11 protein-coding genes are annotated in these 13,960 nt (G+C 33.8%); 2 read left to right on the top strand and 9 right to left on the bottom strand.

Translation table 11 applies throughout. The features are described from left to right. Positions 1 to 7: 7 nt before the first annotated feature. The 6 genes from BM227_RS02710 to BM227_RS02735 form a co-directional block, all read right to left on the bottom strand. The gene (locus BM227_RS02710; RefSeq protein WP_092910944.1) at positions 8 to 970 is read right to left on the bottom strand and encodes a hypothetical protein; all 963 of its coding nucleotides are present in this window, start codon (positions 968 to 970) and stop codon (positions 8 to 10) included. Between the two features lie 318 nt (positions 971 to 1,288). Continuing rightward, entirely contained in the window at positions 1,289 to 2,080 is a 792-nt protein-coding gene (locus tag BM227_RS02715; protein ID WP_092910946.1) for an acyl-CoA dehydratase activase, read from the bottom strand. Continuing rightward, positions 2,080 to 3,387, bottom strand: a complete 1,308-nt coding sequence (locus BM227_RS02720) for a double-cubane-cluster-containing anaerobic reductase (RefSeq protein WP_092910948.1) — start codon at positions 3,385 to 3,387, stop codon at positions 2,080 to 2,082. The genes BM227_RS02715 and BM227_RS02720 overlap by 1 nt, the downstream gene beginning before the upstream one ends. Beyond that, positions 3,374 to 4,354, bottom strand: coding sequence for a 4Fe-4S binding protein (locus BM227_RS02725; RefSeq protein ID WP_092910950.1), 981 nt, complete (start codon positions 4,352 to 4,354; stop codon positions 3,374 to 3,376). Before BM227_RS02725 ends, BM227_RS02720 begins: the two co-directional genes overlap by 14 nt. After that, positions 4,347 to 6,653: a 4Fe-4S binding protein gene (locus BM227_RS02730; protein WP_092910952.1), complete on the bottom strand. Its 2,307-nt coding sequence runs from the start codon at positions 6,651 to 6,653 to the stop codon at positions 4,347 to 4,349. The genes BM227_RS02725 and BM227_RS02730 overlap by 8 nt, the downstream gene beginning before the upstream one ends. A gap of 142 nt (positions 6,654 to 6,795) precedes the next feature. Next, a complete protein-coding gene (locus BM227_RS02735; protein ID WP_177201960.1) occupies positions 6,796 to 8,976 on the bottom strand; it encodes a TonB-dependent receptor in 2,181 nt (726 codons plus the stop codon). 131 nt (positions 8,977 to 9,107) lie between these two features. Between BM227_RS02735 and BM227_RS02740 the strand changes: the two genes are divergently transcribed. Beyond that, positions 9,108 to 9,503 (top strand): VanZ family protein, encoded by a 396-nt coding sequence (locus tag BM227_RS02740; RefSeq protein WP_092910955.1) that lies wholly within the window; start codon positions 9,108 to 9,110, stop codon positions 9,501 to 9,503. A 174-nt stretch (positions 9,504 to 9,677) separates the two neighbouring features. Here BM227_RS02740 and BM227_RS02745 read toward each other — a convergent pair whose 3' ends face one another. Further along, on the bottom strand, positions 9,678 to 11,660 hold the full coding sequence (locus tag BM227_RS02745; RefSeq protein ID WP_092910957.1) for a S8 family peptidase: 1,983 nt from the start codon (positions 11,658 to 11,660) through the stop codon (positions 9,678 to 9,680). Positions 11,661 to 11,872: 212 nt separating this feature from the next. Here BM227_RS02745 and BM227_RS02750 point away from each other — a divergent pair, with 212 nt between their 5' ends. Further along, on the top strand, positions 11,873 to 12,901 hold the full coding sequence (locus BM227_RS02750; protein WP_092910959.1) for a hypothetical protein: 1,029 nt from the start codon (positions 11,873 to 11,875) through the stop codon (positions 12,899 to 12,901). Positions 12,902 to 12,976: 75 nt separating this feature from the next. On the opposite strand, the gene BM227_RS02755 is transcribed toward BM227_RS02750, so the two are convergent. Both BM227_RS02755 and BM227_RS02760 read right to left on the bottom strand, forming a co-directional pair. Next, on the bottom strand, positions 12,977 to 13,495 hold the full coding sequence (locus BM227_RS02755; protein WP_092910961.1) for a prepilin-type N-terminal cleavage/methylation domain-containing protein: 519 nt from the start codon (positions 13,493 to 13,495) through the stop codon (positions 12,977 to 12,979). After that, positions 13,492 to 13,959 carry a type IV pilus modification PilV family protein gene (locus tag BM227_RS02760; protein ID WP_092910963.1) on the bottom strand — a complete coding sequence of 156 codons (468 nt, stop codon included), beginning with the start codon at positions 13,957 to 13,959 and terminating at the stop codon, positions 13,492 to 13,494. The genes BM227_RS02755 and BM227_RS02760 overlap by 4 nt, the downstream gene beginning before the upstream one ends. Position 13,960 lies beyond the last annotated feature (1 nt).

Here is a 13,960-nt window from a genome sequence, read left to right on the forward strand (position 1 = left end):
AAATTATTTACTGGAACTGTTCTCTGTTAAAAATATCAATTTTTCCAAACTTTAATCCAATTTGAAACATAATACGTCCATGTGTAGCAAAATTGGATGATTCTCTAAAAATTAACCCTGGTTCAATACGATAAAAAATCCAGTTTTTTTCAAAATAATGCATAAATGACAATCCTGTATAGTAATATTGTAATTTAAATGTAGAGTCTGAGTCCCCACTGCTATATATTGAAAAAATATAACTCAATCCACTCTTATTTCCAATATATTGATCTAAAACCATAGAGTTAACGATCTCATTTTTATTGTTTAAATCTTCTATATATCTGTAAAAATTTGGAAAAGAGAGTTTTAAGTATGGGTTTATTACTCTAATTGGATTAAATCCAATTATATTATCTACCCCCGCATCTAAATATAATCTTATTTTTTCATATAGTGTCCATTCCCAGTTTGCTGGAAAGTAAAGCTTCTTTTTAAGTTTTATAGTTAGATATGGATCAGGAGATAGTGAGCCAAATTTTATACCTGCCCCATAAGTAATTGATGTATATTTAGTATCAAGAGTTTGAAGTTGAAGTCCTATAATATAATCATTACTATTTGCAGTGTCTAAAACTGTTTCACTGTTAGATTGATCTTTTGAGATTGTATCTTTAAAATCTTCCAAAATCAGATTTAGCCTTTTTTGTGTTTTAGGCAGATGTACACGATATTTTATATTGAAACGATATTGGAATGATTGCCCTGATTCCATGTATGAATCAAGTGAAGTTTGCAAGTAAGAACCATTTTTTACTTTTATATCATTATAGTTATTACCAAAAAATGAGTCTATGGTTCTTGAAGTTTCATAAATTAAATTACTAACTTTTTTATGTAGTATATCTATAGAACTATTTGTATCATTTGCCAATGCTGCAGACAAACATATAATTATACTCAACACTTTAATAAGTTGAAAGTTCATAATGAACCTCTTTCTAAGTCATCAAAATATACTTTTTAATCATTATACATTAGATTAAGAAAAAAAAGATGCAAATGTATAAGAAATTTAATATTTTCGATAGAAAAATTTTATGTATTGTTGAGGACAGATTTATCGGCGGAAGCCGACTTAAAAATCTTTTGTAACAAAGCATTAATAACTATATAGATAAGTAGTTCTTCAAAATAAATCCAATAATTTTTTGAGACTAAAGTCCCATCCCCAAACAAGGGGTCGAGACTTTCTCACAGAGAGTGCAAGCACAAGAGTCTCGCAATTAATCTGGATTACTTTTGATCAGGTACTTACCCATGTTCCCATTAGTGCTGCTCCTAACGCAGTGGTAATTTGAGGGTAGCTTGGAATTGCCAATTCTCGTCCAAGTTCATCTTCAATGGCGGCAACAAGTCCAGCATTTAGTGCTGGTCCGCCATCGAAGTAGATAATGTCATTCAAGCCTACTTTTTTAGTAAGTCGTATGATGCGTTTTGCTATAGAGAAGTGTATGCCTGCTACAATATCCTCTTTTGAGTGTTCATTACCCAACAGTCCTATAATTTCAGATTCAGCAAAGACAGCACAAGTACTATTTATAGATAGTGGTGTTCCATTTGCTTTAAAGTGATACTCTCCAAGCTCTTCTACATCAATTTCAAGTTTGGCGGCAGCTACATCTAAAAATTTACCTGTACCAGCGGCACAGCGATCATTCATAGCAAAGTTTACAACATTTCCATTTTCATCTAAACTGATAGCTTTAGAGTCTTGACCTCCTATGTTTATGATAGTTCTTACTTTTCCAAACTTTTCACCAGCTTTTTTAGCACCAATGGCATTTGCCGTTATTTCGCTTATTGTCTCATCTGCCTCTTTAAAGAGTTTACGACCATACCCTGTAGCTACAATATAGGCAATATCATCTCTTTCTATTCCAATATCTTTAACTAACTGTTCAAGACTCTCTTTTGCATATTTGTAAAACATACTTCCGCTTCCGGAAACTTTTTTACCTACAATCTCTTGATTGTCATCTATAATGACTATCTTTATGGCAGTAGAACCTATATCGATACCAGCATAATAAGACATTAAACACTCCCTCTTTTACGTACTTTCATTGACTCTATAAAAGCTTCTATTCGTGTAGATAGTTGCCCGCCTTGACCAGGACTGTAATCTGTTTCGACATATAGCATAGGAATACCAATCTTTTCCATCTCTTGTTGAATAGATCGATGCTCCATCTCATAAACTTGGCATCCTGCAAATGATTGATAGACCACACCATCAATGTTATATGCCTCTACCAACTCTTTGAGTCGCCTTTTTCTATCATCATTTCTTGTAAAAATAGGGCAGGTGCATCCTTTTAGGTATCTGTCTGCAATAGCATCGACCATATCGTACAAAAACCACTCATCTACAGAGACCATATCGTTAAATAGGCGATTTGCAGAACAGCTTTCGTCAGCTACAATTATTCCGTCTGCTTGCTCTATCATCAATGGAAGTTTCAAGTTTGGAAAGACTGGAGGTGAGCCTGTATAGAGTATTCTAGGTGATCTTCTGCCTGCAGCATTAAATCCATCTTTTGCCCTTTGTTCAACCTCTTCGCAAACTTTGATGGTCATCTCTGTCCAACGCTCAATATCATCAAAAAAGAATGCATTGGTAATAAGAAATATATCTTTCCCAAGAATCGGTACTGATTCAAGTTTTCTAAGCTCATTTAAACGGTGATAAGCTATTTGAGCTTTACCTACTTTGACTATTGCCTCTTTAACTCTTTTTCTTGTAAGTTTTTGTCCAAGCTCTTTAGATAGATCTTTTGTAAATTTTCTAACAGAGCGTCGCCAATACTCTCTGCTCTCTTCACTCTCTTTTACCCTTGGAAACTCCATATGGTAAACATCATATCCCATCTCCTCAACGGTAGAGATAGATTTTGTTTTTTGATCACAAGTAGTCGGATGAACAATTAAATCTATTCTATCTCTAAAAGGAAAACTCTTTTGTTGAAGCATTCCAAGTGTTGCTTTTACAAGCGAACATGATTTAGCCGGCATAAATTCACCACCGTTTTGCTCATCTGTATGGTGACCGTTGCAAAGGCGCAGAGGAACAGCATCTAACGCATAGATGATTTCATAAGGAATTTGAATGCAAAGCGTTCCTATGACAGGTTTATTTACAACCTCTTTGTTATCTTGACAATAGACTTTATCAAACAGATCATAAAAGTAGTTCATAGACTCTAAAGGATCTGCAAAACCATACTTGATCTCATCTAACACTTTAACAGCTTCCATCGCCTTGTGACGTTTGTGACGGGCTTTAAAGTCTTCTATCTTTCTTGCTCTTTTTTGAGACTTTTTAGGTGTATCATTTTTTTGCATCAAACTCTCCTTCAAAACCCATACGTTTTGCAAACCCACCTTTTGTAGAGCGAAACAGTGCCATATTGACAATGTCTAAACGCAGGGCATCCTCTTCTGGACAAGCCGCTACACACTTTAAGCAGAGTATGCAGTCATCTCGTAAAATATTTGTACTCTCTACATCATCTGCAATATCTTTTATCTGCATATCGCAGACTCTGTAACAGTCTCCGCACTTTGTGCATTTGTCTCCTGACTTTTTAAGTTTTAAAATTGCCAAAGGGCTTAAAATGTAGTGCATTGCACTCATTGGACAAAAGAAGCAGAAGAAACGTTTTTTTAGAAATGAACCTACAAAGAAGAGTATGGTAAATGCAATGCCAAATGCTGTTAAAAATATGGCGGTATTGCTTGAAAAGTCTATGCTCCATTGGCTGAAATCGCCGGTAAACATTGGTGTTATGAGTCTTCCGGGACACATTTTACAAAATGCACCTCTCCACTCACCATCTAAAATACCAGATCCAAGAAGAAGTGGAAAAATCAGGACAATAAAGAGAAAAATATATTTGATCTTTTTTAAATGTCTATATGTATTTTCGCTGTAACTGCTGTATGGAATATGTAATCTTTTTCTTATTGCTGTTATCCAATCTTGCAAAGTTCCTAACGGGCAGACATAACCGCACCAAGCTTTGTTAAAGATAATAAACCATACTAAAAAGGTTAAAAAAGCTGTTAAAACACCGATACTTGCAAAACTAAAGAGTCTCTCATATGGTCTTGCAAGTTGGTGTTGCAGTGGCATAAAGTAGCACATTCCACCTTTCTCTTCATTATATCCACAAGAAAATATAGGAAGTTCCCTTCCAAAATCTATGGCAAGATAGCCGCCATAGACAAATAGAATAAATGTTAAAAGCTGTATCCAAAATCTCAGTTTACGAATATCTAACTTTTGAATCTTCTCATACAGTTTACTCATCTAAAATCACCTCTTTAAAAGGTTTGTGAGTTCTATATCTATAGATTGCAACTCCTCCTACAAGGGCTATGAGTAAAATTATTGCTATAATTAGTGCATAACCTTTAGATTGGTACTCACTTCTTGAAGGCATAAACTGACTTGTTTGCGTTATGACATACTCTCTACCGTCACTGCTTTTATAGTATGCCGCTATAATGTAGTTTTCTCTAAAATATCTGTTTACTCTTTTACCATTGTCAAAGTGATCTTTAATATGTCTAAATGAGACAGTACCGTCACTACCAGTTACTAAATGCTTTTGCCAGCCAAGCTCTGTGGTTATTGTAACTTCAGCACCTTTTATAGGTTTTCCATCTTTGACTACTTTAAAAGTGATTTTGTCACCGCTTTGCTCTCTATAGTATGGTTTCTCATCTTTTGATTTTAAGCGAATAATGTCAAATGGTATTTCTGTTACTGTTTCAGGTTTTAATTTATTTAAAGATTCTCTGTTTGAGCCATGTCTGAAATGCTTGTATTCATACTTTGCTATACGGATATATCTCTTTTCTTTTTGCAGATAGTAAGCTTTGTAGTATCCATTTTCAGACATTTTTAGTTCAACTGTTGCACACCCGTTATATTTTGGTTTTACTCTTTTTAGGCTGTTGTTACTGTCTACTGTATAGAATGTACCTTTAACATTGGCAACACAAGCAGGTTGTTGTAGAGTACCGCTTACCAAATAGAGTTTTTTTAAATATAAATTTCCTCTTCGATGCCCCATACTTTTCATTGAAGCTTTTGGATTTTTTACCGGCAAACGATCAGTAAACCAGACAATATCTTTTATAGAGACTTTAATTTTTGGTATTTCTATGTTTTGTCCCGGTACCATACCAACTGATCTGCTGTTATGCATTCCACCTCTGTGGTGGGCTTTTCTGCCGTATGTATCTATCACATAGTTACGGTAAAGATTTACACCTATAAAAAAGATAATGAGCAGACTTGCAAATGGATAAGCCAAAATCTTTCTCTTTTTAGGTGCATCTATGTATGCCATTCGCTTGTAAAGAATATAAAATGCCCAAATAACGGCTATCCACCGAAACATATGAAAGAACATCAACCACTTGTCACCACGCTTTGCAAGAGGATCTACATCTACATCCATTCCAAATCCCCACGCAAATCCCTCAACAATCCTAGCAGAGTTTGATGTAAAGAAAAACTCTAAAGCGTGGGCCATAGAAGCTAAAATAAAGAGTGGTGCAAAGGCGTAACCAAGTGTGTAAAAGACTGTGTTAAAATCTTTTTTCAAAATTTTGGATGCAATCCACATTCCAATAACAGCAGATGCTACGGTAAAGAGTGTTGCATAAAGAAAAGCAAAAAGTCCAATAGGATCGATTGATCCAAAGTTTATGAACCCTTTAAAAAACTCTGCTGTTTTAACCCATATCATCTGATCGCCTATGTTGCTTCTACCAAGTCCATGGTGAAATGCCATAGATATTGGTATAGCGGCTAAAATAAGTATAAATACCCAAACTTCTGCTTTTAGAGTTTTAAACTTTTGGTAGATGGCATTGCCCGGTTTTACAAACTTAAAGCCTATAGCTTCGCAAGAGTGTGAACACTCCATACAAAGAGTACAGTCATTCATAGAGCTCTTTTTATTGAAATTAAAAGGGCTTAAACCGTAAGGGCAAGATTTTGCACAATCAAAAGTTTTACACTCCGAGCAGGCTTTATTGTAAGATCTAAACTGTGTAAAAGAGAGTTTGCTATAGCCTCTTAGTGCCGTACCGATCGGGCAGATATATTTGCAATAACTCATATCTTTGTAAAGATAGTAGATGGTAAAAGCAACAATCGTCATTACTAAAAAGAGTGTTGCAGTTCCTAAAGGTGTACGGTAAACTCCAGGGAAAATGTAGTAAACACCCCACCATCCAAGAAAGAGCAGCATAACCCCAATAAAACGGTTCTGCATCCACTTTGGCATACTCTTTTTCAAACCGATTTTTGTAATGTATCTGCCAAGAAATCCGTGTGGACAGATACCGCAAAAAATGCGTCCAAAGGTTGGAAGGGTAGTTACAATAAAAAGTGGCCAAAATATTCCCCAAAATAGAGCTGTTGTGAAGATATTCTCTTTAGAAGGGTTGTAAAATCCCATAAATATGGCATAGAAAAAGAGAAATGCAACCAATATGCGTAGAGTAAAAACAAACTTTTTATTCTTAAAAATAAAACGGAAAAAACGGTTTTTAAATAGATCGTTGCCATCACGTTTTATGAAGTTGACCATAGCAGACCCTCTTTTTTAAGTTTTTACACCGAGACAGAAGTCTCGGCAATTATCAGGGGTTGGGACTTTAAGTCCCATAAATTGAGTTCTTTGAAAAATATAATAGGACTAAAGTCCTATCCCCGAAAATAGGGTTTGAGACTTAAAAGCGATATTTCAAACCTGCATAAAAGACTCTACCCGGATCAACTGTGATGCTTGCATCTTCTGCATCGAATTTGCCATCTTTATTTTTATCACTATATAGATATACTGTTCTGTAGTATTGCTTGTCTAAAATATTATCTATTTTTACAAAGAATTCGAGATTTTTTATAGGCTTATAATCTACTCTCATATTTACTTTTCCATAGCCAGGCATTGTTATAAGGTTTGTCTCATCTGCATAGTACTTACTTTGAGCATAAAGTTCTGTCATCAAGTTCCATTTAGGTAAAAATTTATAATTTACAATTAAATCAATTTTATGATGAGGTACTCTTGGAAGTTGGTTGCCTGTAATGTCATAGGTAATATTTTCTCCATTATCATCATCTTTTCCGTCATTATCAGCATCAGCATATATATCAACAGTAAAAGGCAAGTGTGAAGTATAATAAGCATCAAGATATGTATAAGCGATACTGTAAGAAAATTTTTCTTTAGCTTTCCCTTTTAAACTTAGTTCAAAACCTCTGTTTCTTGCATCTCCTACATTATCATAAAAGTCACTATCCCAATTATATGTTCCATCAACTTTACTTATAATATCTTTTGTATCTGTAACAAAAATAGAAGCTTCATATTCTGCTTTAAGAAATGTGGTTCCTTTCATTCCAACTTCATAGGTAATAGTTTTTTCTGTTTTTAAATCAAAATTATTCTCAGCACTTCCCCAACCTAATTCACCATTGTATAACTCTTTAATTCTTGGGTTTCTAAATCCTGTTGAGATATTTGCATATAGTGTGTTATTTTTATTTATATTATATGCTCCTCCAGCTCTATATGTTGTATTTCTATAAGTTTTAGTTTCATCAAAACTATCATATTCCCAAGAAGATGAGCGACTGCTAAATGAATATGCATTTTCTTCATATTTATATCTATTTATGTCGTATCTTAAGTTAATTGTTGTTGTAAAATTATTAGTAATTTTATATTTAGTTTCTCCGTAAACTCCATAATTATTTTCAGTTAGTAATTCATCTTCCCATTCGCCAGCATATTGATCATATCCTCTGCTATCAGTATAATCTTTTTTTGTATAAGAGTAATCTTCTGATTTCCTTTTCCCTAAATCTACACCTATCATATATGCTAATTTATCTTTTTTTCCTCTAAATTCAGTTTTTACGCCATACTGTTTTATATCTTCATTATTATCTTTAGCATAGTAGTCATCATTTCCATCTCCAGTGTTATCATACGGAGTAGATTCATAATCATATAAATCTTTATAGTAGTATGAATTAATTTTTAAGTTTGCCCCATTGTCAAAATCTTTACTATAAGTAATGAAATACTTATCTAAATCTGTATAATAGTCATGATTCCAAGGCCAATCTCCATCTGTACCAGTTGGATTTGTTTCTGCTGCAGTTACACCGGTAACACTTCCTCTGTCACTCTCTTCATATTTTCTTGTAATATCAACTCCTACAGTAATATCACTCATATCATCGATGTAGTATTGAAATTTACCATTGACAGATTTCGTCTCATTTTCAGTTCTATCCCAATATCCACCATCATATCTATAGTTTGCTCCAATATTAAAAGAGTAGGCCTCTGTCCCTTTATATACATTTGCTTTAATGTTTTTGTACTCTTCGCTACCTGCTTCAGCTTTTACTTCAAAGCCATTTTTATCTTTAATTTTTTTAGTAGTAATAATTACTGCTCCAGCAAGAGCATTTTGTCCATATAGATAGCTAGCACTTCCCTTAATAACTTTAATCGATTCAATTTCATCAAGATTGAATTTTACTTTTCCTCCATTTTGAAGTACAGGAACACCGTCTATAACTATTGCAACTCCAGTATCTTCCCACATAAACTCTTGTTGTGCTATACCTCTAATGTGGATTTCAACAATGTCACCATTCCTAAGATCCGCAGTAATTCCCGGAACTGTCTGTAAAAGTTCATTTATATTTTTAGGATCAATCTTTTCTATAGTCTCTTCATCTATGATATTTACAGTAGAACTTTCGGTTCTTTTGTCGGTTGCTATATCTTCAATAGTTGAAGACTCTACCCGAATGGTATCTAACGAGATCTCTTCAGCCGCTGCAATAGAAGAAAATAGTACAAGTCCTGCCAGTAGATAGCTTTTTTTCATAACTTTACTCCGTGAATTAAACTCAAAGTGAAATATTAACATTGCACTGTTAAGTAAAGGTTAACTTAAGAAACAGTATCAATTATTGAGTTTTATGGTATATTTCTAAAAATTTTTAACAGGATTTATTGATGAGTTTTTTGGATTGTTTGCATATTAAAAATTTGGTAACTAAGCCATCTGCACATTGCAGAAATCTATATAAGATTTTGTTTTGGTTAACTCTAATTGTAATCTTTTATCTTGCATTTGCCCCAAATGTTAGTGTTGGACCAGAGTTTGAAAATGCTGACAAATATAAGCATACATTGGCATTTTTTGTACTTACAAATCTGTTTATATATGCATACGAAAAAGGTTTTAAACTGGTATGGTTTTGGATGCTTTTTATAGGCATTTTTATTGAAGTTGTTCAACACTTCATTCCAAACAGAGAGAGTTCATTTTTTGATATTTTAGCTGATGGAACAGGGATCTTTTTGGCAACAATATTTAAACTTTATATAGAAAAAAGTTATAAAAAATAGAGTAACATATTTATGTTTTTCTAAAAATACTTTTCCCTATATACAAATTTATTTAATAGATTAGAATATATCACCATTTTATTTCTACAGGTTGTACATTTTTGCAAAATAATATATAGTCGAGATTCAAATGGATTAATAAAAATTACAAATAAATGATCAAAGGCACAGGCACTATTTAAGCACCCATACCCCTCTTTTTGCAGGAACAGTTTCAAGTTCGTCATATCCAGATGATTTTATTGTTTCAGATAGTGTTTCATCAGGTGAATATACTTGCCATTTACCATCTTTATATGCCCAAAAGAGTTTTGCGTTTGAGTATGTGCTTATATTTGTATCTACACCTACTCCCATTAAGTGCCAACCGGTTGTTAGACTATCTATATCGTTTTGGTTTAGTTGATATTCTGTTTCGTTTACATCAGCGGGTACTGTTACTGTTACCGTTTCAGTTATAACTTCAGGTTCGCAGGTTTGGGTTGGTGTATCTGTACTAACCGACTCTATCATTGCCAAAGGAAGATCATATAAATTTAAAGTCTCTTCATCAGGGAGTTTTTTTCTCAATGCAAATGCTTCTCTTACAGCAGCTTCGGCATTGATTAAGCCATATCCTGTTTTATTATTCCAAGTGTAGTTAGTTAGATTCTCATCTATATCCCACGGCTCTTCATGGAAGTTGTTTACATAATTATCTGCTGTAACATTTGCACGAGGGTGGATTTGATAATCGTAATCCCCTACTTTCTTAGCTGTTTTAGCTAAAATCTCTACAATCTGATTACGGGTTAAATCAGGGTTTGCTTCAAGCATTAAAGCTACTACTCCCGTTACAACAGGTGCGGCAAGTGAAGTTCCGCTACCCCAAATAGATGAATAATCTTCATTCAAATAATTAGGGTTTGTTACTAAAAAGTTTGACGGTGCTACAAAGTCAAGACCACCGCCATATACACTGTAATTGGCTTTTTTGCCATCTCCAAAAATTGCACCTACATGGATTCCGCCTGCATATTCATAAGCAGGTTTGTCTGTGGCTATAAAGCTTGTGTCTTTCCAATCTACACCTTCATTTCCTGAGCTAAAAACAAACAATACCCCTTTGCCATCAGCACCATTTAACGACATATCTCTCATCTTCTCAATTACTGTATCAGTAATCCATCCAGTTGTCCAAGAGCAGTTTACTACTCTTGCTTTCTTCTTATCAAGCACATCTAATGCCTCTAATAAATCTTCTGAATAACCGTCAAAACCGTCAATTGCAATCAAATCGGCATCTTCGGCAACCCCTGCTATTCCAAAGTCATTATTATGTTTGGCAACTATTACACTTGCAACCTCAGTGCCATGATCAAAACTGTAAATATCTTTTCTTAAATCTCTCTCTCTTCTATCAGGTGCAGCTACATTCCAAGTATAATCAAAACTCAAATCAGGGTTGTATGGATCAATACCGCCTTCAATCACTCCAACCTTTACGTTTTTACCGCTATATCCCATTACCCAAGTTTCAAGAATGTCGCAATCTATATCTTTTTGAAATTCTACATAGTAAGAGCCAAATTCATTTTCTAATGTGTAATAGTCTGTTCCATCATTATAAGCAAACCAGTGTCCTGCGTTTGCAGGATCAGGGAATATTCCTGTTATTTTATCATCAACGATAGTTTCAATGTTGATACCATAGAACGGATGTACCCATCCTGTAATATTTACATCATTATATACGGAATTTTGGATAACTTCACTTTTAAGGTTTGGATCAACTCTTTTAATTTTTTCATTTTTAAGAAGGATATCTATTTTTTCCAGTGCTTCATCTGGAGTTGCTGCTTTAGCTATTAAGGTGTTACCTATCCATTTAACGACACTTAATCCGTTATCCTCTACGATTCTTTCACCCTCATCTTTTGCAACATCTTTATTAAAAGTAATCAAGAGTTTTTCATTTAGGCTATATGTTCTACCATCAGTTCCTTTATAGCTTTTTAGAATTCCTCTATCGCTACCATTTACAGTTCTTGGAGCTATAACAGTTGTTGAATCATCAGGTGTTAACTCTATACGCTTACCACCACGAAAGAAACCCGGATCAGCGTTTAGGGTTAGGGTGGTTATGAGGGTTAATAGAGAGAGTACAAAAAGACGCATTTTTAGTCCTTGTTTAATTTTGTAAAATCAATTATATTTTATAGTATCTTGTGTTTATTTGAAATTTATATAAATTATTCAAACAGATTACATGCTATTTCTTGTAATAGTATGTAAAAGATACACAATATAATAATTAAACATATTTTTTTCAAGTATATAAATAACTTAAACAAACTATTTGCTACAATTCTGAAAATAAAGGAGAGACAATGAAAAAAATACTCTTTCTGCTTATTGCAGGGATTATGGCTTTAGGTTTTAGTGGTTGCTCATCTGCGATGAGCCAAATTGCAAGCGCAAAAACGCCTCCAAAGATCTATGTGCATTCCAAAACACCTGAAAAGTTTAAAGGTATTAAGCCTTATCAAGCGGTATGGAATGGTCTTGCTCCAGCAGTTGTTAAATATGATCAAATTATGCAGTGCGACTTTACGCCTGAAGCTTTGGTTGTATTGAGAGATAAAGGGTTTCAGATAGTATCTGATCCTAATGAAGCGGATTATCGTTTGGATGTTGAGGTTTTGGCATGTGGATTTTACACAACTACTGATACTTCATATGATAGTATCTCTATACTATACAGACAAAGAAAAGAAGTTCCTTTAAAAGAAAAACCTCTCTATAAAGATCTTATAGCAGCTGCACATAATAAAGATGTGCCATATGCAAAATATTTTGCAATGGTTGTAGATGCACTCGAGATTAATCCTGATGAAGGGATGCAATTGTTCCATAGATATGGAATGTTAAAGTATAAAGTTTCTAAATATCTTGATCATCCTTGGCATAGGATAGCTACTAATGGTGCACAGTATGAAATACTCAAAACAAAAGGATATCTGTATCCTAATAAATATGATGGGATGCCAGAAGAGGATAAAAAGTTTGTAAAGAAATGGCTGAAAACATCTGTTGAATCAGATGAGATGGGAAAATATGCTATTTTATCTGATGTGGTTGGCTTAAGTATTACAAATTTTGGAGGTACTTTATCTAATATAGGATATAGCGGAGCAGGTAGGGCTACAGCAGCTCTTGGTGTAGCAACTATGCTTTTTAGTAAAAGACCTGGAAGCTCGGCAAACCGTTTTACTATTACAGATATGAAAACAGGAAAAAAAGTATATGTAGATCGAAATTATCTACTAAAAGGACAATTTGGATGGAAAAAGGTAATTGGAAAAGATGATCTTGATTGGGTTGAAAAACATCTTGACAAAGTATTTAATAAGCTTTAAAAAAACTAGCGATCCTATTAATATTGGGATTGCTATTAGATAACTGCAGTAAAACTAAAATAAAGTTTATGGTTATCACTGAAGAGTTAATCTAAAAATTACCGGATTGTTTTGTTGGCATTGAAATATTACAAGAAATTCACTCTTTGTTTTGTAAATATTAAATTTTTTTGTTTTGTTACAGATCAGATCTACAAAAATGTTTGGTGAAAATTGTTGAGTTAATGGAAGTTTTGGTTTGTATGGAGACTCTATGCGTAGCAGTTTATTGTCGTTAGTTGTTTTATACAATACCCAAGGGGTTTCTATATCGTGAAGTGAATTTGATGTATGAATTAGAATAGTTGATGGTTCACTAGGTTCTATATTTGAGATTGATGTTGAGTTTATATCTGAGTTAAGAAGATCTAATGTTATGAGTTTTTGAATTTTTTGTACATTTCTTATTAGCTCTTCCTCTTTTTGTAAATACTTTTCTCCACTTTTTGTAATTGTATTTGTAGTGTTGTAGAGTAGGGTAAGTAAGAGGGCTGTCAGTGTGATTGCAATCATTAATTCAACAAGGGTAAAAGCCTGGCGCATTTTTTGTTTCACTGTTTATTTATTCCATTCAGTAGTTTAAGCCTAAATATGCTTACTGCATTACCATCTTTTTCTTTATAAACCAATCTGTAGATGTCAATACTAAGAGACTGGTTCTGTGTTGCATCGTCCTCTTCCAACATCTCTTCATTTTCATCATCATCCATTTCAGAAAGATCAATTTGACTGTACAGCTCACTCTCAAGTTTTGGTTCAGCTTTTCTTAAAATATCTAAAATATCATCATCTTTGACACCAAACGATTCTGCAATAGATTTTATATCTATATTTTCACTTGGATGCTCTTCTAAAGGATTTGAAAAAGCCAGTGAAGCATGAGGTAGAATTTCAGATCTATTTTTACCACGTTCATAGATGAAGCCTGCATTGTGCGTTATTTGCAACATTGCCCCAAGTGTAACAGATATAATGAGGACAGCGACCATTACCTCCATTAAAGTGAAAGCAGGGCGCATA

It is taken from the genome of Hydrogenimonas thermophila, from assembly GCF_900115615.1.
GTDB lineage: Bacteria > Campylobacterota > Campylobacteria > Campylobacterales > Hydrogenimonadaceae > Hydrogenimonas > Hydrogenimonas thermophila.

Bases quoted from the DNA above. Each gene is read 5' to 3' on its own strand.
- BM227_RS02710 (WP_092910944.1), bottom strand. From the start codon at position 970: ATGAACTTTCAACTTATTAAAGTGTTGAGTATAATTATATGTTTGTCT.
- BM227_RS02715 (WP_092910946.1), bottom strand. From the start codon at position 2,080: ATGTCTTATTATGCTGGTATCGATATAGGTTCTACTGCCATAAAGATA.
- BM227_RS02720 (WP_092910948.1), bottom strand. From the start codon at position 3,387: ATGCAAAAAAATGATACACCTAAAAAGTCTCAAAAAAGAGCAAGAAAG.
- BM227_RS02725 (WP_092910950.1), bottom strand. From the start codon at position 4,354: ATGAGTAAACTGTATGAGAAGATTCAAAAGTTAGATATTCGTAAACTG.
- BM227_RS02730 (WP_092910952.1), bottom strand. From the start codon at position 6,653: ATGGTCAACTTCATAAAACGTGATGGCAACGATCTATTTAAAAACCGT.
- BM227_RS02735 (WP_177201960.1), bottom strand. From the start codon at position 8,976: ATGAAAAAAAGCTATCTACTGGCAGGACTTGTACTATTTTCTTCTATT.
- BM227_RS02740 (WP_092910955.1), top strand. From the start codon at position 9,108: ATGAGTTTTTTGGATTGTTTGCATATTAAAAATTTGGTAACTAAGCCA.
- BM227_RS02745 (WP_092910957.1), bottom strand. From the start codon at position 11,660: ATGCGTCTTTTTGTACTCTCTCTATTAACCCTCATAACCACCCTAACC.
- BM227_RS02750 (WP_092910959.1), top strand. From the start codon at position 11,873: ATGAAAAAAATACTCTTTCTGCTTATTGCAGGGATTATGGCTTTAGGT.
- BM227_RS02760 (WP_092910963.1), bottom strand. From the start codon at position 13,959: ATGCGCCCTGCTTTCACTTTAATGGAGGTAATGGTCGCTGTCCTCATT.